This is a genomic window from Pantoea sp. LMR881, from assembly GCF_027157825.1.
Taxonomy (GTDB): Bacteria; Pseudomonadota; Gammaproteobacteria; order Enterobacterales; family Enterobacteriaceae; genus Pantoea; species Pantoea haifensis.
Genome location: NZ_JAPVOK010000007.1, coordinates 87,854 through 109,964, shown reverse-complemented (window position 1 = coordinate 109,964; position 22,111 = coordinate 87,854). Strand labels below are relative to the sequence as shown.

At 52.5% G+C, this 22,111-nt stretch carries 19 protein-coding genes and 4 pseudogenes; 5 read left to right on the top strand and 18 right to left on the bottom strand.

Features of this window, described 5'->3' with window-relative positions:
- Positions 1-84: 84 nt before the first annotated feature.
- Together O3W44_RS24230 and O3W44_RS24225 are read right to left on the bottom strand one after the other, a co-directional pair.
- Positions 85-1,628 (bottom strand): annotated as a pseudogene (locus O3W44_RS24230) (methyl-accepting chemotaxis protein).
- Positions 1,629-2,874: 1,246 nt separating this feature from the next.
- Positions 2,875-3,768 (bottom strand): LysR family transcriptional regulator, encoded by an 894-nt coding sequence (locus O3W44_RS24225; RefSeq protein WP_269295189.1) that lies wholly within the window; start codon positions 3,766-3,768, stop codon positions 2,875-2,877.
- Between the two features lie 93 nt (positions 3,769-3,861).
- Here O3W44_RS24225 and O3W44_RS24220 point away from each other — a divergent pair, with 93 nt between their 5' ends.
- Positions 3,862-4,845, top strand: a complete 984-nt coding sequence (locus O3W44_RS24220) for an aldo/keto reductase (RefSeq protein WP_269295188.1) — start codon at positions 3,862-3,864, stop codon at positions 4,843-4,845.
- 61 nt (positions 4,846-4,906) lie between these two features.
- A pseudogene (locus O3W44_RS24215) lies at positions 4,907-5,358 on the top strand (MFS transporter); the annotation flags it as partial.
- Here the strand turns inward: O3W44_RS24215 and O3W44_RS24210 are convergent.
- Entirely contained in the window at positions 5,335-5,541 is a 207-nt protein-coding gene (locus O3W44_RS24210) for an AraC family ligand binding domain-containing protein (protein ID WP_269295187.1), read from the bottom strand. The pseudogene O3W44_RS24215 and the gene O3W44_RS24210 sit on opposite strands and share 24 nt — an antisense overlap.
- A gap of 75 nt (positions 5,542-5,616) precedes the next feature.
- On the bottom strand, positions 5,617-5,991 hold the full coding sequence (locus O3W44_RS24205; protein WP_269295186.1) for a hypothetical protein: 375 nt from the start codon (positions 5,989-5,991) through the stop codon (positions 5,617-5,619).
- Here O3W44_RS24205 and O3W44_RS24200 point away from each other — a divergent pair.
- Positions 5,990-6,460, top strand: coding sequence for an OsmC family protein (locus O3W44_RS24200; RefSeq protein WP_269295185.1), 471 nt, complete (start codon positions 5,990-5,992; stop codon positions 6,458-6,460). The two genes, O3W44_RS24205 and O3W44_RS24200, sit on opposite strands and share 2 nt — an antisense overlap.
- A gap of 172 nt (positions 6,461-6,632) precedes the next feature.
- On the opposite strand, the gene O3W44_RS24195 is transcribed toward O3W44_RS24200, so the two are convergent.
- The 14 genes and pseudogenes from O3W44_RS24195 to O3W44_RS24135 all read right to left on the bottom strand — a co-directional run bounded on the left by O3W44_RS24195 (position 6,633) and on the right by O3W44_RS24135 (position 20,562).
- Positions 6,633-7,106, bottom strand: coding sequence for a hypothetical protein (locus O3W44_RS24195; RefSeq protein WP_269295184.1), 474 nt, complete (start codon positions 7,104-7,106; stop codon positions 6,633-6,635).
- A gap of 370 nt (positions 7,107-7,476) precedes the next feature.
- Positions 7,477-7,860 carry a hypothetical protein gene (locus O3W44_RS24190; protein WP_269295183.1) on the bottom strand — a complete coding sequence of 128 codons (384 nt, stop codon included), beginning with the start codon at positions 7,858-7,860 and terminating at the stop codon, positions 7,477-7,479.
- A 336-nt stretch (positions 7,861-8,196) separates the two neighbouring features.
- Positions 8,197-8,364, bottom strand: coding sequence for a hypothetical protein (locus O3W44_RS25260; RefSeq protein WP_442954702.1), 168 nt, complete (start codon positions 8,362-8,364; stop codon positions 8,197-8,199).
- 139 nt (positions 8,365-8,503) lie between these two features.
- Positions 8,504-9,517 carry an HAD family hydrolase gene (locus O3W44_RS24185; protein ID WP_269295246.1) on the bottom strand — a complete coding sequence of 338 codons (1,014 nt, stop codon included), beginning with the start codon at positions 9,515-9,517 and terminating at the stop codon, positions 8,504-8,506.
- A gap of 85 nt (positions 9,518-9,602) precedes the next feature.
- Positions 9,603-10,532: an oxygen tolerance domain protein gene (locus tag O3W44_RS24180; RefSeq protein WP_269295182.1), complete on the bottom strand. Its 930-nt coding sequence runs from the start codon at positions 10,530-10,532 to the stop codon at positions 9,603-9,605.
- Entirely contained in the window at positions 10,529-12,055 is a 1,527-nt protein-coding gene (locus O3W44_RS24175; protein WP_269295181.1) for a VWA domain-containing protein, read from the bottom strand. The genes O3W44_RS24180 and O3W44_RS24175 overlap by 4 nt, the downstream gene beginning before the upstream one ends.
- Positions 12,052-13,028, bottom strand: a pseudogene (locus O3W44_RS24170) (VWA domain-containing protein). Before O3W44_RS24170 ends, O3W44_RS24175 begins: the two are co-directional and overlap by 4 nt.
- Positions 13,021-13,458, bottom strand: a complete 438-nt coding sequence (locus O3W44_RS24165; protein ID WP_269295180.1) for a DUF4381 family protein — start codon at positions 13,456-13,458, stop codon at positions 13,021-13,023. The pseudogene O3W44_RS24170 and the gene O3W44_RS24165 overlap by 8 nt, the downstream one beginning before the upstream one ends.
- Positions 13,439-14,365 (bottom strand): DUF58 domain-containing protein, encoded by a 927-nt coding sequence (locus tag O3W44_RS24160; protein ID WP_269295179.1) that lies wholly within the window; start codon positions 14,363-14,365, stop codon positions 13,439-13,441. Before O3W44_RS24160 ends, O3W44_RS24165 begins: the two co-directional genes overlap by 20 nt.
- Positions 14,365-15,363, bottom strand: a complete 999-nt coding sequence (locus O3W44_RS24155) for an AAA family ATPase (protein ID WP_269295178.1) — start codon at positions 15,361-15,363, stop codon at positions 14,365-14,367. Before O3W44_RS24155 ends, O3W44_RS24160 begins: the two co-directional genes overlap by 1 nt.
- On the bottom strand, positions 15,363-16,655 hold the full coding sequence (locus O3W44_RS24150) for an anaerobic sulfatase maturase (protein WP_269295177.1): 1,293 nt from the start codon (positions 16,653-16,655) through the stop codon (positions 15,363-15,365). Before O3W44_RS24150 ends, O3W44_RS24155 begins: the two co-directional genes overlap by 1 nt.
- A 54-nt stretch (positions 16,656-16,709) precedes the next feature.
- Complete coding sequence (locus tag O3W44_RS24145; RefSeq protein ID WP_269295176.1) at positions 16,710-18,293, bottom strand: arylsulfatase; 1,584 nt, start codon at positions 18,291-18,293, stop codon at positions 16,710-16,712.
- A 107-nt stretch (positions 18,294-18,400) separates the two neighbouring features.
- A pseudogene (locus O3W44_RS24140) lies at positions 18,401-19,581 on the bottom strand (OmpP1/FadL family transporter).
- A 546-nt stretch (positions 19,582-20,127) separates the two neighbouring features.
- Positions 20,128-20,562, bottom strand: a complete 435-nt coding sequence (locus O3W44_RS24135; RefSeq protein ID WP_269295175.1) for a rhodanese-like domain-containing protein — start codon at positions 20,560-20,562, stop codon at positions 20,128-20,130.
- A gap of 95 nt (positions 20,563-20,657) precedes the next feature.
- On the opposite strand from O3W44_RS24135, the gene ftrA reads away from it, so the two are divergent.
- Complete coding sequence (ftrA, locus tag O3W44_RS24130) at positions 20,658-21,638, top strand: transcriptional regulator FtrA (protein WP_269295174.1); 981 nt, start codon at positions 20,658-20,660, stop codon at positions 21,636-21,638.
- Positions 21,639-21,840: 202 nt separating this feature from the next.
- The gene (locus O3W44_RS24125; RefSeq protein ID WP_331283476.1) at positions 21,841-21,999 is read left to right on the top strand and encodes a hypothetical protein; all 159 of its coding nucleotides are present in this window, start codon (positions 21,841-21,843) and stop codon (positions 21,997-21,999) included.
- The last annotated feature ends 112 nt before the right edge of the window (positions 22,000-22,111 follow it).

The following is a 22,111-nucleotide window of genomic DNA, read 5'->3' as shown; positions in this document are numbered from 1 at the left end:
TCCGGATACGCATAAGTTTTGATTAAGAATATAGCATCCATCAGGATTAGGCCTGATATCCCCGCCATCCTGGCAGGGCTATTATCAGATCCTGAATGTTTCCACCATACCCCTGAGCGAATGCACCTGCTCAGCCAGCGACTGCGAAGCCGTAGAGGACTCCTCCACTAACGCGGCGTTGCTCTGCGTTACGCCGTCCATCTGACCAACGGCCACGGTAACCTGAGAAATCCCCTGCATCTGTTCGTTTGAAGCTAATGCGATTTCATCCATGGCCCCTGCCAGTTCGCTGACTCGCGCATTAACGCTCATGATATTTTCTGCCGTACTGTCGGCAACCGAAACACCCTGCCTGACCAGCGCAGAGGCGTTTTCAATAAGGGCCTTGATATCCCGGGCGGCAGTGGCGCTGCGTTGCGCAAGATTGCGCACCTCACTTGCAACCACTGCAAAGCCACGTCCATGCTCGCCGGCGCGCGCAGCTTCAACCGCGGCGTTAAGGGCAAGAATATTGGTCTGGAAGGCAATACCTTCGATGGTGCCGGTGATCTCTCCGACCCTGGCCGCGCTGGTTGATATATCGGCCATGGTCTTCGTCATCGTGCGGACGTTGTCTTCACCACTCTTGACCAGGGCGACAGTCTCTCGCGCCGCCCCTGCCGTATGGGTTGCACCAGATGTGTTACTGCGCACCGTGGCGGTCAGCTGCTCCATGCTGGCCGCGGTTTCCTGTAGCGCCGCCGCCTGCTGCTCGGTCCGCGCGGAAAGCTCAGTGTTTCCGCGGGCAATTTCGTCAGACGCCAGCGCAACCGACGCGGAGGCATCTTTAATCTGTGAAACCATGTCGCTGAGGCCCTTCTGCATGCGGGCAAGCGATGCCAGCATGCTGGCGCTGTCGCCCTGACGAAGGGTAACCTGCGTGGTGAGATCGCCCCCGCTATGGCGGCCGCCAGTGCCTGCGCCTGCGCCGGTTCACCACCCAGCTGGCGCGTCAGCACCCGTACGGTCAGGTAACCGATAGCTGCGGCCAGCAGGAATGAAACGGCCAGGAGAATAAAGAGCGTTACCGATGCCTGCCGACTTTCCTCACTGCTGTCCGCCACGGCACCGCTGGCGTTCTGCATCTGAATATCAGTCATAGTGCCCAGCGCATCCAGCAGCGCGCGCTGCGCTGGCCGCGTCACGTTCATTAAATAAGGAACGACTTCAGCTTGCATATTCTGCAGCCCAAGCTGAGCAGCCTTATCAAACGCGGGCATAGCCACTTTCTCGCGCTCAATTATCAGCTTCATGACGTCGCGGCCGGCAGGGGTAGAATCAAGCTGCATAATGCGCACCAGCTCATCCCGGCTGCTGGCAAACTGCGCCTTTTGCTTCTGCACGCGCTCCCATTCAGGCTGCATCTCTTTAGGGTCTGTCAGCAGTGCCAGGTTACGCACCGCAATGGCCAGATCGCGAACATTACCGCGCATATCAAGCGCAAGCTTGTACTTCTTCATTTTGACGTTAACCACGTCATTCATACCTTCGCGGGCGTGGCCTAAGGCATTAATCGCAACGCCGGTACAGACGGCTAACAACAGCACCATCAGGCTGAAGCCGATGGCAATACGGACAGATACTTTCATAGCAATTTACCGGTGTGATTGAGATTCTCCGTTACTATCGGCGTTTTTAAAGTTTCATTTAGAATGCTTATATTGTTTTTTCCAGGAAAGTATTAAGCAGATGGCTTTAACAGGCAGGTGTGTCCGGCATCGCTACTGTTTGTTTACTGCCCGGCGCGCTCGCCCAGGCAAGCTGTATGAAAGGTATTTTCAGAGGAAACGGACGTGTTTCCCTTCGTTCACTGATGACGTCCTTTCAGTCATTGTCTGACCAAAGGGTAATTCTCAGGATGCCTGTTAGATACGGTTATATGGAAGAATAAGCCGGAAATTCAGACAATACGATCATACCGCTTCGCTTGCGCGACGGAGCGTTTATTCTCAAACTTTAAAGGTGACGGTTCCTGCTGGTTCCGGTCACAGTGAGGAGTTCTGAATCTTATCTCTGGTTCACCCCGCTGTAGATGGCGGGGTTTTTTGATTCTGAAAAGAACTGGCGGTTGCGGAATTGCCGTAGCTGTACTGTATAAAAAAATGCCGTACCGGCACTTTTTCCGGAAAAGTTACAGGCAGGCTCCGGATTTTTTTCTACACTTTCTTTTTGGCGGACGGAGCTGCCGGACCACTTACACTATAAAAACCTAAAATTTTATCTCCCCGCTGCTACGGCGATTTTTTGCCTTTTTTGCGGTCTGCCGCTTGCCTGCTCTTTTACCTTTTACCAGACTTAAATTTCTGACAGCGATGCCGGATAATGAAAACCATGGCAGTCTGGAACTCCTGAATTGTCTTACCCGCCCCTGGCGCGGTTTTTTTTAACCTGGTCGGGAATTATAAAAAATTCTCTCCACGCACTAAGACATTCCGGAACATGGCCGATAACTGTTATGCCCTGCACCAGGGGAACCTGATGAGATTATCGATTATTGATCTGAGGCATCCTTTCCGGATGCTTTTTTTTGCATGTGGTTCTGTTGGCAGTACGGGGAATCTTTGTCTCAGGCACAACTGGAGGCAAGACCAGAATCTGCGGTTTTGAAAGATGATAATTTTGTGGCGTATGGCTTTCTACAGTTCGTCGGCGGGATGTTATGTTTAATGTGGCATAACTACCCTATCGCCATGATTTTGACGTCCGCTTTTCGCTCATAGCTGTCCTTCTGCATCAGCACGCTTGCAGCTTCTCGTCAGAAGCTGACATTACAAAACTTACGCAGCATCATCGGTCATTCCGATAAGGTGTTTGTTGGTAGTAATAAGTAAATGTTTATGGCAGCGTCAGTTGATCTTTATATTCATCAAATACTGCAATTAAATGGTCGGCGATTGCTCTTACTCGCCGTGAACCCGCCAGGTCTGAATGCATCACCAGCCATAATGTCTGATCCACACCGATATCAGGATTAACGCAATGCAGGCCATTTTTCCTCGCCATAAAGTGCGGCAAAACCCCTAAACCCAGGCCTGCTGAAACTGCGGATACCTGAGCCACGAGTGTGTTTGCTTCCACCCGGCATGGCCTGCCGCGAAGCATTCGCGTTACCCATCTCGCAGCAGGCAGGTGTTGATGTGACTCCGGCCAGCCCACATACTGAGCGTTATTCAAAGATAAACCAGCGGGTTCACCAGCCAGTATTTTTAGATATGCATCATCACCGTATAATCCAAATCCTACTGTTCCGAGACGCTTTAACGTCAGATTCCCGCTGTCAGGCTTGACCATACGTATTGCTAAATCGGCGTCTCTGCGATGCAGATTGACTGATTGCACGCCGCTGAGCACTTCCACCCTCAGGTCGGGATATTTTTCAAGAAGCCCTTTCAGCGAAGGCAGAATAAAATGCGTAGCCAGATTGTCCGATGTTGCCAGCCGGACAAGCCCGGCAACATTACCTTGCAATTTCGCCGTCTCGCCGAAAGCGAGCCCTGCATATTCCAGCACCTCAGCCCGTTCCAGCAGGGCTTCACCATCGTCCGTCAGACGATATCCGCTCTGATGCCTGCTGAAAAGCGGCACTGCCAGAGACTGTTCAAGCCGGTCAAGCCTTCTTGAAATCGTAGCAATGCCCATTTCCATCGCTTCTGCTGCGCCACTCAGCGTACCTGCGCGGGCGATCGCCAGGAAAACCCGCGTATCGTCCCAGTTGAAATCTGCTTTCATGTTTTTTCCGGTTATGGAAAACGGCTCTCCGTTTTCAGGTCTGTTTTATCACTTTCAGCAGGATGATACTGCAGTCCTCACAAGGAGATAAACATGCAAAAACGTAATCTGACGTCATCCTTCAACGTATCCGCGATCGGCCTGGGCTGTATGGGTATGAGTGAATTCTATGGACCACGCGACGATGAAACATCAATGGCGGTGCTGGATAAGGCTTTAGCGCTGGGTATCAATTTCCTGGACACGTCTGATACCTACGGACCCTGGCACAATGAGGAATTACTGGGGAAATTCATTAAATCCCGTAAGCCCGCGCTAAAGCTGGCTACAAAATTTGGCATTGTGCGCCAGCCCGGCGAATACAGAAGAAGCCTCTGTAACACCCCGGACTATGCCCGCCAGAGTTGCGAAGCGTCTCTCAAACGCCTGGGCGTGGATCGTATTGATCTCTACTACGTACACCGCATTGATGCCAGTACTCCCATTGAAGATACGATGTCCGGACTCGCGAAGCTGGTTCAGGAAGGAAAGATCGGGCACATCGGTTTATGCGAGGTCGGCGCTGAAACGCTCAGACGCGCTCATGCGATCCATCCAGTGGCAGCAGTACAAACCGAATATTCCCTCTGGAGTCGTGAAGCAGAGGCGAGCGTACTCCCGCTGTGTAAGGCTCTGGGCATCGGGTTCGTGGCGTATTCGCCACTGGGACGTGGCTTTCTGACGGGCAGATTTCAGCATGAACCGATTCCGGCAAAGGAAGATTTCCGCAGCACGCTTCCCCGCTTCCAGCCGGAGAATCTTGCCATAAACCACTCCCTGGTTGATCTGATAAAAGCTCTGGCGGTGAGCAAGGGCTGTAAACCTTCACAGATAGCGCTGGCCTGGTTACTTGCCCAGGGCGAAAACATAGTGCCGATACCCGGCACATGCAATCTCAACCATCTGAGCGAAAACGCCGGTGCACTGGATGTTCAGCTCAGTTGCGCTGAGCTGAGAGGGCTGCGTGCCGCCGTATCCGCCATTCCCGTTGCCGGAGAACGATACACGCCAGAAGGAATGAAAGGTGTGGGTGTCTGAACCCGGCCGGTCCGAAAGCTCCTCCAAACTTCTCCCGGTATCTTTGAAGAGACTTTATTACATGAACGACACCGTTTTACATATAAGCCCGGTGCCTGCACGCATCTGGGTAGCAGTAACAGCACTCGGGATCAGTGCATTTTCGATTGTGACCAGCGAGCTTGCGCCGGTTGGCATGCTCAGCACGTTAGCAAAGGATCTGAATCAGACTGAATCGGGTGCAGGTCTTGTCGTGACCGCATACGGCTGGGTTGGCGCTCTGGCAGCTTTCTGTCCGGATTGATACCAGCGAGGATTTCACGTAAGTCTTTATTAGTTACTCTTATGCTGGTCCTTGCTCTGTCCGGTATAGCGGCGACACAGTCTCACTCGATGACTGCATTTATGAGTGCGCGTATGGCAGGAGCTTTGGCACATGGTGCTTTCTGGGCTTTGATTGGGGCAGTGGCTTCACAACTTGTTCCGGCTGAAAAACTTGGGCTGGCTACATCAGTCATTTTTGACGGATTGACTGTCAAAACGCGACGCCTGAATGGTACCTGGATTATATAAGGTAACCTGACCACTTTTAACATACGCGGTTTTCCCTGCCAGCCAGATTTCCTCCACCCCCGTCAGGTTTGCGCTGATGACATATTCATCATGAAGATGTTTCGGAAAGCCAGAATTACGAGCTATGACCCGGGAGCACTCCATGCCATTCCGGCTAAACCACTCTGCAGACTGTAGTGACCACGCATCTGACCTTATGCATAAATGGTGAATAATTATTCATGCGTTACAAAACCATTTGCTGAACACTTTTTCAACTGGTGGTTTTAGGGCTGCAGCGAATAAATTATCCTTCGGGCGCAGTCTGCCAGTAATCAGACATGCCCCTTCCTGACCAGACCGTGCCTTCGCGGCCTGGAAAATCTTGCTGGCTTTGTCGGTTAGCTCACCAGGACACATGGTCTGGCAATGCAGGAAAGGAATAGAAGGACGTTGTTCTTTGTGTCCGCATTGTGCCAGAAGCTTACATGCATTAAGTTCGATTTTGCTGATTTTATAAGCCAATACATTATTGTTTAGTAAACAACAGAAGCGACTCATACCTCTCATTTTGTGAGAGCCAGTTTTAATCATCAATAAGAGAGTCAGGAACATGGAACATCAATATACATCGCGCATATTCTGGACCGGAAATCTGGGCACTGGCACATCGGGCTATAAAGCATATGAAAGGACATGGGACATCGCTATAACCGGCAAAGAAATCATCCATTGTTCCAATGATCCGTTACTGGGTGGCGACTCCAGTAAAATGAATCCTGAAGACCTCTTGATATCATCTCTTTCTGCATGCCACATGCTCTGGTATCTGCATCTTGCCTCAGATGCCGGGATCACCGTTCTGGAATATGAAGATTCACCGATAGCCACGGGTGAAATTTTAAAAGGCGGCGCGGGTAGATTTATCTCGGCTACACTGAGACCTAAAATCACGGTAGCAAATGGTGCTAATCTTGACTCAGCAATGGCTATTCATCATGAAATTCATAAAGTCTGTTTTATAGCAAGATCGGTAAATTTCCCTGTTTTTTATGAGCCTGAATTTGTAATCAGTCACCTGTAAGAAATCAATCTGGCTTTTTTGCAATACTGGATTCAGAAGGGCCATCTGCGGCAATGTCCGCTTCTCGCTCATAGCGGACATCAGCCTGCGAGTCAGTCCGCGCTGTACCAGACGCCGTCACCGACCTTTTCATGATGGCTCGCCGGGATCATCCTTTGAAGCCTGAGTGCGTTTAACTACGATTTGGGCGCGTGGCGAAGAAGACCACTGCTGCACCGATAGCGACGATGAGCGTATCTTCGATCAGGCCACTCTTGGTCTGCCCCATCCCTGCCATGGCCTTTTTGCGTGCCGCAAGCGTGGCATAGGCAAGTGGCACAGCGGCAGAGATAGCGATCGCTGCCCCGGTTTTTTCTTCTCCGCTGGGTGCCAACGCGGCGCCCGCAATCCCTGCGCTGGCCACGCGTGCTGATAAGCCCAACAACACGGTGCGGTCTGGCGCGGATTTCATCTTGTCGCCAAATAGTTCACCTACACCTATCGCTAACGCGCCGTATTTGAATAGCGGACGGTCCAGCAGCAGAAGACTGCCCGATGTGTCGCGCCCGGCAATACGTGCTGCAGCGAGAGCCGCCATCGGCGTCATGGAACGGCAGCTGGCGACAAGTCCAATTAAGGCGGAACAGACAAATTCGGTTATTTTCATTAGTTATCTCCCGCATAAATAAAACTTTTTATTCTTTAGGCTTTATTGGGGTATAAACCAGGAACACTCTGTTTAATTAATGCATTTACACGGTCATGTCATTTAAACGCTTTTCCTTTACGCTGGGTTGCCTCTTGCAATGCCATAAGGATTTTTGCAGCCGGTACGCGTCTGACTGTGTCAGCAGAATGAAAATGTTGACTGCGGCGCGGCCTCCTATGCAAATGACCACGGAAAGAGTCAGTATAGATGAACGGCCTGAGACAGCAGAAATGACGGAAATGGGAGGCTGAAGAACGCGGACCGCACTTAATTGCCGGGCCAAACCTCAGCGATAATCATCTGGGAGTAGGGCCGACAAGACGAGCGGCTACCATGAATTGGCATTACTGTTCACCAGGCAGAACGCATGCCGAACGCCGTTTCCCGATCGACCAGCACCTGTCTGCTTTGTGCCAGAAGCGATCGTAGAGTAAAGGCCCTGGATATCCACGACTTCCGGAGATGGTGATCGTGCTGAATCATATTCTGAGGGAATATCATTGACGAACTGAGGTGCTTTACAGTCAGCAGCATTTCCGGTGCTGCAGCCCGTTATTTCACCGGTATTGTAGGTGTAACCGGTCATCTGGAATATCCGGAAACCGGCAGGTTCGAAGCCCAAATAGCTCAGCGGAACAAAGGTTCCAGGGAAATAGTTGGTCTGAGTTGCACCATTGGTATATTCGTTTTCACCAAAGTTAACGTTGCCCACCGGAAAGAGCCATGATCCGCCCACGCGCCGTTCGCTGGTATCGCTGTTGACACGTGCGTTAAGTTTTTTATCTGATCCAGTGCGACCAAGCCGGAGAAAGAAAGATTGCGGTCGTCCATGTCATAAGTGTCTGACCACGAAACGCTCGCCTTGGTCGTCACCTTTATCGGATCAGCATCAAGCTTGTCATTAATTTCAGTGCCAAAGGCCGCCTGACGGGATATCAGAAGCCCTACATACCTGATCCATGCATTCCCAACCTGTCGTAACATAGTCATTCTCCGGCCGGAGTGCATTCATCCGCGTGACAACATGTTTGCCCCCGGGTACTGGTAATTATTCTGGGCATTTGATCTGGCTCAGGGAGGTTTGATAAAGCTGCTGCATTTTCACGGCTGACAACACAGCAGCGTTATTATAAGTGCTGTCAAGAAAGCGCGTCCGTAACTGTTCATCAGTTACAGTTATGGGTATCTGGCATTTGTGTCGCAGGTCATGAGTAATCTTTTGCTGCCATTTTTAAACGCTGCATTAGCCAGTGAGGTCGTTTGTGGCAGCAGTAGCGCCAATACGATCGGTATCAGCTGTTTCATTTTGACCTCCCCGCTTCTTTTGGCCCTGTTGAGAAACCTGGATAAACCATTCACTTAACGCTTTGCTCAGCGGTGCATTGCGCAGGGTCAAAAACCGTTTTCCACTCTTTCTTCATGTCGACGATAACCCAACCCTTTTGGGGAGCCAGTTTGAGCCCGCTGATAAGCTTTCCACTTGCAGGTGGATGCGCGTCGTAAGCATATTCCCGTGCTCCGTCGGTGTGATGAATCAGTAAACCAAAGGCCTTATAAGCGGGATTGGCTGAGGTGTACTGGAGCATCGGCACATCACCATCGCTGTTACCAAAGGCGCCGACCGGGCGCCGTCCCATAAACAAATGAATGGCGACCGGCTTCATCGCTTCGTCATCGTAAAAGGCTCCGTTCATCGTTTTACGTAATTGCGTACCATTGTCTGTAAGAGAGAACTCGCTCAGCGAAAAGGAGCCGACAACCTGTTCGGGCGGAATGCCATACATTTTCTCGGCCAGTACGCGCATAAAATCGATGCCGCCTCCGGACACAATCCAGGTTTTGAAGCCGTTATCCCGCAGATAGCCCAGCAACTGACGCATCGGCTGATAGCCAAGCTGGTCATAACGGCAGCCGAAACGCGCATGCCTGTGACTATCGAGCCAGTTGCTGACGCGCTGGCTAAATTCTTCTGTATTCATGCCACTGTGCGTGAGAGTCATCAACTGCATCAGCCCCTTTTTGCCGGCCTGCGCCACCCCGCTCATATCGTTGTTGATTACCGCCTGTACTAACCCATCGTGATTCCATTCCGGGTGTTGTGGCGCGAGGCGTTTGATTTCATCAATCACAAACTGCAACTGAAACGTCAGCGGCGCTTCCGGCCATAACGTGCCATCATTATCAAACACCACATAACGCTGGCTGACAGGGATGAAATTTTTGCTGTTAGATGTTGTGGTGTCACTAACCCACGCCTCAATAGCCTGTTTCGAATGACCGTCATTCCAGGCACTGAGTGGATCGTCTGTTGCAAAAGCCGAACCGGGATGAGCCGTAATCAGAAACGCCAGAAGATGTTTTAATTTCATCATTTTTTCCTTTTGGGCGGAATAAGATCGGGTAGCGGGATGATCCGCCAGTATTCACGCGTGCGCTGTACCAGCCTTTTCATGCTCAGGCTAAGGGGTGCCGGAAAAAGAAGCCCAGAAGTAGCAGCGCCAGCACGATCGTCGTTCCCATCAGCAACGGCCTCCAGTCGGTCCGGGCGCGTGCTCTCAGCACCTGCTCACTGCCAGCCGGACGCGCTGCGGAAATGGTGTAATGTGCACCGGGTAATTCGGCCAGTTGCCACTGATGCTGACGTGTATCCCACCAACGTAAACGCAACGGTGGAATCACCAGTTCGCCGGACTGAGAAGGCAGATAACGCAGCCGCTCTTCACGCTGAGCGCCGACGATCTCATCCCGCCCTTGCGTCAGGTTGCTGTTTACCGGCGGCAAGCGTTGCGCACTGGAACCGGGAATGGCATACAGCAGTTGCGGAATTTGCACGGCAATGACATCGGTGGCGCGCAATGTCACGACGCGCTCAATGACGTCACCGACATGTAACTGCTTATCTTCAGTTGCGCGGTAAAGTTGCCATTGCTGCGAGAGTTCAAGACTGCTGGCTGGTAAGAAACGATCCGGCTGACGCACATCCGCGGGCCAGCTGACCGATTTCTGCAGCACTGGCAGTGACACCGTTTTTGGCGGCTGATTCGCGGAACGCATCACCACATCTGTAGCAGGAAAACGCAGTTCGCCCTGATCCCACGCCATCACCTGACGCGCCATGCGGATACCGCTCCAGCTGATACCGTTGCTATTACGTGTAACCAGCTGGTTGGGCAGCGGCGTGTTAAGCAGGTTACCGTTTTCAATCACCATTTCCGGCCATTGCGGCGGTGGATTGAACCAGCTGTCCGTCCAGAAGGTCACAGCAATCGTTACTGGCTGTCCCGGCACCAGTTGTTCGGGCGCAACCAGCTCACGCGTCATGGCCATTTCTGCCCGCACCGGCAGGCTAAGCACTAACAGCAGACAACCGAGAAGTCGCTTCATGGTGCCTCCGCTGGCGCTGAGCGGTAGAAATTTTCCAGCAAACCGCCGGGTGAAAGGGTGAGATTGCTGTACCACTGTTCAGCCGAGGGTACCGCGCCCGCGACGGGCTTCATATCCAGCTGGTTCACGCCCTGATCGGGTTTCAGGTCATGCTTAATGGCGTCAGGATCTTCATCTTTCTGCTTATGCTGATCGGCCTGACGGTCGCGTTCTTTTTGTCGTAGCTGCATGATGATATGTGCAATCTTTGCCCTGTTTTGCTGCGCCATTGCCCATTCAGGTCGTAAACTCAGCGCCTGATCGTAGCTGTTCAGCGCCTGCTGCCAGGATTTCTGTTGTGCATAGCAGTTGCCAATCCACAACAGGCTTTCCGGGGTAGCCGGAACCTGACGAAAAGCACCCAGCGCCGAGACGTAATCCTGCGCGTAATAAAAGGCGATACCCCGCCGCAATGGATCCTGAAAATGTTGAGCAGCGGCCTCATAGTGCCCCTGATTAAAGGCAAATTGTCCCTGCACATCGGGGCGTATCCAGGCGTCCAGAAGTGCTGCTGAACTGCCGGGAGACCAGATAAGTAAAGGCAGCATCACGACAGCAAGGCAGAGCAGTCGCTGTCGCCAGAGCAGCAAAAGCATCAGCACAGGGATAACCAACAGATAGCCGCTGTTCTTCCACTGCAGATCCTGTCGGCTGTTCTGCTGCGCCGTCACGCTCTGCTGGATATGACCGCTGACCGCGCGCAGGTCTTCATCTTCGGCAGAAACCAGCGTGACCGGAATTCCGCCCTCACGAATTTGCTCGAAACGCGCGACATTAAGACGGGTATCAATGCCCTGCGCCGCCTGCGCTTCCGGCAATCTGCCGCCGTTTGCCGTGCCCGCCACCCAGATCTGCAGCGGCAGATTTTGCTGCCGTAGCCAGTCAACATCCTGCTGCGCCACATTATCAGTGACCAGTATCAACGCACGTGAGGCTTCAGGCGAAGAGGGGAAATTTTTCAGTGCCAGTCCAATTGCCTGCCGCAGTCCGGAACCCTCTCCCTGCGGTACCAGTGTCGGCTGCTGGGCCGTCAGGAACAGACTATAAAAATCGGCATCGCTGGTCAGCGGCGTAGTAAGCCAGGCATTCGCGCTGTAAACCACTAAACCAAAGTGGCTGCCGGGCATTTGCGCCATCAGCGCGGCGATTTTCTGCTGCATGCGCTGATGGCGGTCAGGCGGGACATCCTGCGCCAGCATGCTGAGATCCTGCTGCATTATCACCATCACATTGTTTTCAGGTGTGAAGGCGGCGGGCAAGTCGCGCTGCCAGCTCGGACCGGCTAAAGCCAATACACCCAGACAAAAGAGCCACGGCAGTACCTGTCGCGCCCGCACGCGCTGTCCTTTAATCAACGCGTCCGCAAAAGGCTTGTCCATGACACGATGCCAGGCACTTCCTGAGCCCTGAGCCAAAAAATAGAGCAGCGGACAGAGCAGCAAACCCAGTAATCGCCAGGGATAGAGGAAGTGGAAATCGCTCATGCGTGTCGTCTCATCATTGTGTTGCTGATGGCAAACAGCAGTAACAGCAGTAGCGCAAGAGCTAACGGCCAGACAAACAGCGGACGATGCCAGGACAAACCCAGCGTTTTAACCTGTTCCGGCGTCTGGGCATCAATTTGCTGCCAGACTTGCGCCAGCGCATCGCGGTTGGCAGCGGCGCGCCAGGCGTTACCGCCGGTGATACTGGCAATGTTATCCAGCAGCGCCGTATCGACTTTATCCTCGCTGCTGCTGTTTACATCGCCAAAGGCAATGGTGTGCACCATAACATGATGCGCAGCAGCGAGCTGGGCGGCGAGCGTGGGTTGCAGTTGTGAGGCGGTGTCATTGCCATCTGTCAGCAGAATCGCCATTTTTGACGCATCGGCTTCGAGGCTGTGATCCAGCAGTTTCACCGCCACGCCCAGCGCATCCCCTACCGCAGTTTGCTGACCAATCATGCCCGGAGCGAGCTGGTTGATGCGCGATTGCAGCGCCTGTTTATCCTCGCTGATCGGCGCAAAAGGCCATGCCTGGCTGGCAAAAATGACGAGACCAATGCGATCATTTTTACGCTGGCTGATAAAGGTGCGCACTGTTTGCTGTACCGCCTGTAAACGCGTCTGACCCTTCTGGCCGTCGTTTTTCTCCATCGAGCCGGAAACATCCAGAATCAGCACAATATTGCGCATGGGTTTTATCACCGTTTTCGGCGGCATCAGATATTCTGGCCGGGCCAGCGCAGCAACCATTAAGATCCATACTGCCCAGAACAGCAGCCGATGGCGCCAGCTGGCTTGCGGTGCTGGCGCCGAGAGTTGCAGGGCGTCAGCCAGTTCAGGCAAAAAAGGCACCCGAACCTGTTCACTTACCGGCTGCTTTGCAGGGAGCAGATAGTGAGTAACCAGCGGTAAAAAAGCAGCACGCCCGCCCACGGCCAGGCGAAATCTATCCGCGAGAAAAACTCAGACATACGGCAGTGACTCCAGCCAGTGGCGTAACTGCTGCGCAATACGCCGGTTGATGCCGGGTTCAAGTTGATTGTCAGGCTGACAATAGCGACGGCACAACAGCGCGCGCAGCTCCTCGTCCAGCGATGTCTGCGCCAGAAGTTGTTCCGGCGCTTGCCACTGGCTGACCCGGGCGCGCGGGTGTTGTACCAGAAGCACCCGCTTAACCCATGCTACCCAGCCATCCACATGCTGTTGGGAAAGTTGCTTGCGCGCTTCGCGCCGCCAGCGATTGCGGCGAAAGCGCGCAAGCAATATCAGCAGAGCAATAATCATTGCCAGCATCAGCATCAAGCCGAGCACCGTCCAGCCTGGCGGTAGCGGGAACCATGAGGCGTCAGGTGGCAAAGCAGGATGCGCCAGTTCCGGCGTGCTAAAACCTTTTGCCAGCATGCGCATCCTCCTGCTGTAGCTGCGGCAGAATCGCCTCACCGGTCACGATGGTTTTTACTCTGATCCCGGTGCGCTGTAACCGGCGCTGCTGCTGCGACAGACGCTCGGTTACGCTTTGCTGAATGCGATCGCTGAGGTGCGATGAGAGATTGAGTGCGGTGCTTACGTCATGGTAATAAGCCGCCAGTTGGCCGCGCGGCGGCAGGCGGCGATGAAGATCATCAAGCGTGACATAAGCGGTAATTTCGCAGCGGCGGCGCAGGTGAGCCAGCACCGCATCGCAGCGAGTATCCAGATCGTGAAAATCACTGATGATCCCCAGCCAGCTACCGGAGGGCAGCAGCCGGACGATGCGTTGCAGCGCATCTGACAGGGAGATGTTTTGTCGATGGTTTTGCGCATAATGCGCGGGAAGCTGAGCATTCATACGCTGAACGTCAGTGATAATCGGCATCAGGTTGCGTTTCGGCGCACGGCAGGGATGCAGAGCCAGTTCATCATCGCCCAATATCCCGCAGCCCAGCCGATCACCGTCATGCCAGCTTCGCCATGCCAGCAATCCGGCAATGTTCCCAGCGGCTACCGATTTCATCTGCAGCCGGGTACCGAAGTACATGTCCAGCCTCTGATCCACAAGGATGAATACCGGGCGTTCGCGCTCCTCATTGTAGAGGCGGATCCATGGCGAGCGAAGGCGGGCTGTAGCTTTCCAGTCGATCAGCCTGACGTCATCACCCGGCTGATAGCGGCGTAGGCTATCGAAATTCAGGCCACGTCCCTGCTGGCGTGATACACGCTCACCGGTTAACGCACCGGGTGGGATTTGCCCCGGCGGATTATCGAGTCGCTGAGCATCACCAGCCAGCGCCATCAGGTCAGCCAGTTCAAGTGTCAGCGGCTGCGGCATCACGCCACCACTGCATCAAGAAGCATGGCGATCGCCTGATCGGGTGTGCAGTTATCGGCGTTTGCCTGATAGCTCAGCAGCAGGCGATGGCGCAGCACAGCCGGTGCAATGCGTTGAATATCTTCGGGCAACACCGCATCACGACCATCCAGCCACGCGCAGGCGCGACCACAGCGATCCAGGGCAAGCGTGCCGCGCGGGCTGATGCCGAGGCTGATATAACTCGCAAAGGCATCGCTGACCTGATCAGGATGACGAGTCATTTCCACCAGATTAACGATGTACTGCTCTACCGTTGGCGCCACATAAACTGCGGCAATTTCACGCCAGCAATCGGCGATTTCCTGTTGGCTTATGAGCAACGGGCCGGATTCTGAAGGGCGAGTTTCATGCTGCGCCGCCTGATATTTTGCCTGCTGTTCAGCGCGCACCAGTTGCATGACCAGCTGCTCATTTTCTTTCGACGGGTAATCGACAATCACCTTCATCAGAAAACGGTCAAGCTGGGCTTCAGGTAAAGGCCAGGTGCCTTCCTGATCGACCGGGTTTTGTGTCGCCAGCACCATGAATATCCCCGGCAGCGGCCATGTTTTACCCGCAACGGTAACGTGTCGCTCTTCCATGGCCTCCAGCAGCGCCGACTGCACGCGGGCTGAGGCGCGATTGATCTCATCGGCGAGGATAATGTTGCCGAACACCGGGCCGGGGCGGAAACGAAACTGATCCTCTTCCCGCGTGGCATTCTGCTGGTAAATTTCGCTGCCGGTGATGTCTGAGGGCAGCAGGTCAGGTGTGAACTGAATGCGGCGGAATTCGCCTTCGATATGGCGAGCCAGTTCGCGCACTGCGCGTGTTTTCGCCAGGCCTGGTAATCCTTCCAGCAGCACATGACCGTCACACAACAGGGCCACGATCAGCATTCGCACCAGCTCCTGCTGTCCAATCACCTGTTGATTCATACTGGCTTCCAGCGCCAGCACCTTTTCACGATTATTCATTATGCAGGTTCCACCGTCTGGCGTTCCAGCAACGTGGCGATGCCAACCAGGATCGGCTGGGCATAGTCAAAAAAGGCTTTGATACCGGGACAGAGATAATTCATTCCCAGCTCGCCTTCTTCGCTCCTGACGATGCGGTTTTTCGGGCATTCGCCATAACAGAGTTTCAGGTAAGGACAGCGTTTGCAGGCAGCTGGCAGCGTATCGCGCTTACCTAAACCAAAGGCTTTTTGTCGCCCGGAAAAGGCCATGTGCGCCAGTTTGGTGCTCTGTACGTTGCCTAATTTGTATTCGGGATAGACGTAGTGATCGCAGGAAAAGATGTCGCCATTTTTCTCAATTGCCAGACCTTTGCCGCAAAACTCTGAGGTGATGCATATCTGCGCGGGCATGCCCATGGTCTGCGCCACAGCGGTTTCAAACAGATTGACCTGCACCCGGCCTAAGTCGTTGTTCACCCACTCTTCGAACACTGCAATCAGAAAGCGCCCCCAGTCATCCGGATCGACAGACCAGTCGGTGACGATTGAGTCGAGGTCACCGGGACGGGCGCGGCGTGAGCCGGTAACCGGAATAGTATCGTCGTGCCAGAATTGTGGTGCAGTTTGCCTGAAATCAACCGGCTCAACGCAGGGATTAAACTGTATATAAGTGGCACCCAGTTCACGTGTCAGAAAACGGTAGACCTCCAGCGGGAAGCGCGCATTGGTGCGGTTGACGGTGACCAGGGCGTTAAAGGGAACATGATGACGTTGCAAAGCGGCAACACCCGCCATCACTTTTTCAAAAGTGGGTTTACCGCTGCGCGTCACGCGGTAGCGATCGTGCAATTCCGCCGGGCCATCGATTGAAATGCCGACAAGGAAATTGTGCTGACGCAGAAAGCGCGCCCAGTTGTCATTAATAAGAATGCCGTTAGTCTGCAGATCGTTTTCAATGCGCTGACCCGGTTTTTGATACTTCTTTTGCAGTACCACTATTTTTTCGAAGTAATCCAGTCCCATCAGCGTGGGTTCGCCGCCTTGCCAGGAGAAAACCACCTGCTCGCCATCCTGACTGTCGATGTATTGCCGAATGAAGGTTTCCAGCACCTCATCGCTCATACCGCTGTGTCTGTCCTGTTCCAGAAGCTGTTCTTTATGCAGGTAAAAGCAGTAGTTGCAGTCGATATTGCATCGAGACCCTGTCGGCTTTGCCATTACGTGAAAACGGCGTGTGTAAGCCGGTCCTGTGCCGCTGAATTTTTCCGCCGTAGGAAGAGGTTTAACCGGCAACGTTGTGCTGTATTTCATGAACGCCTCCTGAATACCGGGTGAAGTATTTCACCCGGTGTTGTGGTCAGAGCATCAGTTGGTAGCCGGACTGCCTTCCTCAATGAGTTTCGAAACATCAGAGACGGTGAATGAACCCGGTTTCTGACGCGGCGGGAACTCCTTGAAGCTTTGCAGCATTTCAGTGGCATATTTCTGCGCACCGCCCAGCAGGAACAAGCGGTCGTAGAACCAATGGTTGTAATCCATGCCATCGGTGCCTTTTTCCAGTGGGTCGATTTTCAGATCGAAAATTAGCGGTACACGTAGTTTGACGAAGGGGTATTTCCACACATCCATGCCTGAACGCTCCTGAATCATGAAGTGGGCTTTCCAGCGACCGTAGCGCATCGCCAGCAGATCACCGTCATCACTCCAGTAGAAGAATTCTTTACGCGGATCCTCCTGAGTTTTACCCGTGATGAAATCAAGTTGGTTATAACCATCGAGGTGCACTTTGTAGGTCATAGCACTGGTTTTATAGCCCTTCAGTAACTGCTGTTTAATGTCCGGGACCCCCGCTGCAGCAACCAGCGTAGGGAACCAGTCATTACTGCCGAAAATGTCGTTAATCAGGGTGCCCGGCTTAATATGACCCGGCCATTTGACCATCGCCGGCACACGGAACCCGCCTTCCCAGCCGGTGTTTTTCTCCCCACGGAACGGCGTGATACCTGCATCAGGCCAGGTGGCCGTCATCGGGCCGTTATCGGTGGTGTAAACAACAATCGTGTTATCTTCAATGCCGAGATCTTTGATTTTCTTTAGCACTTCACCGACGATTCTGTCGTGTTCCACCATGCCGTCAGCATAGTCACCCAGTCCGGTCACGCCTTTACTGGCCGGTTTAATATGGGTTTTGTTATGCATACGCGTGGTGTTGTACCAGGTGAAGAATGGCTTGTTGGCTTTGACCTGCCGCTCCATAAAGTCGTTGTTTGCCGCCAGCGTCTCTTCATCTACAGTTTCCATACGTTTGATGTTGAGTGGACCCGTATCTTCCACTCTGCCGTCAGCGGTGGATTTGATCACACCACGCGGGCCGAACTGTTTTTTGTATTCAGGATCTTGCGGATAATCCGGGTTCTCTGGTTCCTCTTCCGCATTCAGATGGTAAAGGTTGCCCATAAACTCATCGAAACCATGCGCGGTAGGCAGAAATTCGTTGCGATCGCCAAGGTGGTTCTTACCGAATTGGCCGGTAGCATATCCAAGCTGCTTGAGTATGCTGGCAATGGTAGGATCTTCTTTCTGCAGTCCTTGCGGTGCGCCGGGCATGCCAACCTTACTCATCCCGGTACGGAACGGCATCTGTCCGGTAATGAAGGATGAGCGGCCGGCGGTGGAGCTTTGCTCCGCATAGTAAGAGGTGAACTTGGCACCTTCAGCCGCAATGCTGTCGATATTGGGCGTTTGGTATCCCAGCATTCCCTGATTATAGGTACTGACGTTCCAGTACCCGATGTCATCACCGAATATCACTACAATGTTGGGCTTCTGATTGTTTTGCTCCGGCGCCGTCATGGTATTACTTGCCGGGGCTGCATAAGCACTGGTCGCACAGCTGGCGACAGACAACATCGAGGCGAGCAGCGTTTTGCAAAATGGCACTTTTGACATTTCTGTGCTCCAGATAAGTGGACTCTCGTAGGAAAGGCATAGGTTTCGCCCGCCCCGTCAAATCGTTCGACAGTAAATTATGTGATGCGCCTCCTGAGTTGGCCGGGTCAGAATGTCCGGCTGTAGTTGATGCCAAAGAAGTAGAGAACAGGGTTATCGTAGCGCCCTTCAACCAGCGGCGATGCGACCTGTGACGAGTCTATGTGCGCGTATTCGAAGGCGGCGCCGATGCTGCTGTCAGGATCGAGTTGGTAACGCGCGCCCACGCCCCAGCGCCAGGTATCGCCGGAGGGCATCGTCAGAGAGGTATCTTGTTGGTTGCGGTAAAAGCTGCTGTCAAAGGCAAGGCCGGTATTCAGCGTCCAGTCAGCTGAGAGTTTGAACTGAGTGCCGAGTGCGAGGTGCCAGGTATCACGCAGCCTTCCGTTGTCGCCTACCTGATTGCCTGCCACGGTTATTTCACTGTTGCTGTAATCGCTCCAGTCCTGCCATCCCACATCTCCCATAACAGCCCAGCGGTCGTTCAGCTGATGGAAGAGACTGAGCATGATCTGCTGAGGGGCATTGACGGTGGCCGCGATGGGCAATGTCCAGGACGGGGAATTATTCAGCTGGTCAAGCCGGAGAGTGTTGTTAACGTTGAAGTGATAATTTGTACGGCTGGTATAAGTTAATCCGGCACGCGTCTGCGGAGTAAACTGCCACAGCGCACCTATCTTGCCGTTGAGCGCCCAGTCATGATCGGATAGCTCATTGCCGCGGGCGCGCTTGATCTTCAGCAGGCCATAATTAATCCCGACCCCCGCACCCAGCGAAAAGGCATCATTGATTTGCCAGGCCAGAGCGGGCATCAGCGTTACCCCAGGAGCGTACTGTCCTTGATGAGGTTCTCCCCGGCCCAGTCGCCGAAATGCAGAGCGAGGCCGTAGTTACCGTAAAATCCCAATCCAGCACTGACGGTTTGAGTGATCCGCTGCGTATAAAAAACGCTGCCGCCGGGGAACCAGCCAATGACGTTGCCGGGGCTGTTACCGCTGAGTCGCGCATCATTGTCAAGATGATAAGGGGCATCGCCATACAGTGCCTGCCCACCCACCGTGAGCATTTTATAAGGCAACGTTGTCATGCCCGCAGGATTAGTGAACAGCGTTGAGGCGTCCTGCGCGCGTGCCGCCTGACCTGCACCAGCCAGACCTGTATCATCAGTGCCAATTTCATAAAGATACAGCCCGCTTGCCGAGGCTGAAAAAACAGGGAATAAAAATGCCAGAGTTATGATTTTAAACATGGGCCTCTCTCTTAAAACTTTTAAGAACAAGCGGTCACATTAAATTAATTCTTTTTAAATTATTCAGCGGTGAGTCTAAAGGCTATGATCCTCATCTGAGGAAGTCTAATTATCGCTGGCTTCAATAATAAAATATTGAAAGGAGGTAGATGTTAATTCAATAAAAGCATCAGACTGATTTTTTACTCTTTGACACCTAATTTAGCTGAATTTAACTTTTCGGCAAGGGAGAGGGCAAGGATAAAGTTAAAATTCAATGGGCATTTATGATTGCGGTCAAACTCACAAGACTGACAAGTATAAAAAGCAAGGTTATATACATGATAAATAATTAATTTAAAAAATGCTTAGCAAAGAAATTATATTAATCTGATTCGACTGTGTTTCATTCAAGGATTAGTGCACTTCATGAGTTTCATTCAGCAAACTGAGTTGGCAGGGTTAATACAGATATATTCAAATAATTGATTACCTGACATCTTGCTTGCGCTCAGGGCAGTTCAGGTCTATCTCTGGGCCGGGCTGCCCGGCTTTTGAAATGGGTACTTAGCATTCGCATGAAAATCCATCGACAGGGGCGGGAATATTTTCTCCCTGCAGAGGAAGCCCTTCATCAATCCAGCCGGTAAGACCGCCAATCATTTCTTTTACCAGGAAGCCCAGCCCCGCCAGACGGACGGCTGCACGATGTACACCGTTGCAGTGAGGGCCGGCACAGTAAACGACAAACAAAGTATTGATGGGATAATCAGCCATCCGCTCCTGAGTAATGGTGCGCGTCGGGATATTAATTGCCCCTGGAACATGCGCTTTTAAAAATGCTTCATCGCTCCTGACATCAACCAGCACATAGTCTACATTGCCGGTTTTCTGGCTCTGATGAACATCAGAGCAGTCAGTCTCAAAGGCTAAACGACGGCTAAAATGCTGCAAAGATTCGGAAGGTGTCGCTGGTGGAACTTCGCTGATTAAACCAGGCATAATTAGTATCTCTTGTCTGAATGTGAGTTGATTGTATAAAGCGGCATCAGACTGATAAAGTGGCGGTTCTGACAATAACCGGTAGTTTTCCGCCAATGTTGAGTAAAGCTGGTTTAGTGGCAATTCTGGCCTATGACGGACTTTGTACCTTTGAGTTTGGTATCGCTGTAGAGTTATTTGGGCTTCCCCGACCTGAATTTGATTTTCCCTGGTATCAACATCGTATCGTCTCCGTCGATCCTTCCCCAATAAAGGCATCAGAAGGGGTGCAGATTGTGTCCGGTTTTGGGCTGGAGTCGCTCAGCGAAGCTCAAACCATCATTATCCCCGGCTGGCGTAATTGCGACGAAAGGCCACCACAGGAATTACTGGACGCTTTATGCGATGCCCATCAGCGAGGCGCCCGCCTTCTGTCTATCTGTTCTGGCGTCTTTGTTATAGCTGCTGCTGGCTTACTGAGCGGAAAACGCGCTACAACTCACTGGCGTTATACCGATGAACTTGTAAACCGTTATCCTGATATTTCAGTTGACCCAAATGTGCTTTATGTTGATAGCGGACAAATCATTACATCAGCGGGGAGTGCTGCGGGTATAGATGCCTGTTTGTATCTGATTAATCAGGATTATGGAACGCATATCGCCAATACAGTGGCGAGACGTTTAGTCATGGCACCACAACGGTCTGGAGGGCAAATCCAGTTTATTCCCTCTCCTGTCGCGCAAAAGCCACGGAATGAAATTGCCCCCGTACTTGACTGGGCACTTCAAAATTTACACTGCAATTTATCTGTCGGGCAAATGGCACAGCAAGCGTTAATGTCAGAGCGGACTTTTTTGAGACGATTCAGAGAGGCTTTGGGGATGACGCCTAAGGCGTGGTTGCTTCAGGCAAGGATGAATCTTGCACGCGAGCTGCTGGAAAATAACTCCCTTACTAATGAACAAATAATGGGATCTTGTGGTTTCGGATCTATGGAGAGCTTTCGTACAGCATTTCGTAAGTCTGCTGGCATCTCACTCTCATCTTATCGTAAGACATTTGGGGGCTTAAGTAAGGAAGACCTGCCCGGCTAAACCACAAGAATGAATACGTTAACATCGCAGCCTGTTTAGCTCTGACCGCTCTGTGCCAGAGGCAGAGCTTAATATTCATATTGACCTCAATAGTGAGGTTTCAGTCAAGCACACAGTTTACCGAATTACCTGTAATGAGATTTAACCGCAGGCTTCTTCTTTGTCGGGACGCGTTCAGAAAAATGCCAGTCCGGCCGAAAAGATGGCAATGCAGGTTATCTCTGTAGTTGCTGAGTTTGAGCGTGGTCTGCTGCTTGAGCTTACTCATGCTGGTATTGCGCAGACTAAAGCACCTGGAAAGCGTTTTGTTCGTTTGCCCGCTCTTGATGAAGAACAAAAAAATGGTGTATCTGCATGTTAATGATGGAAAAAGCATCATCGCGTTTACCTGAGAATTTAACACTACCCGTCAGACCATTCTCAGAGTAAAAACGACAATGGAAGTCGCTGATGTTCGCGCGTGAGCTACTCTT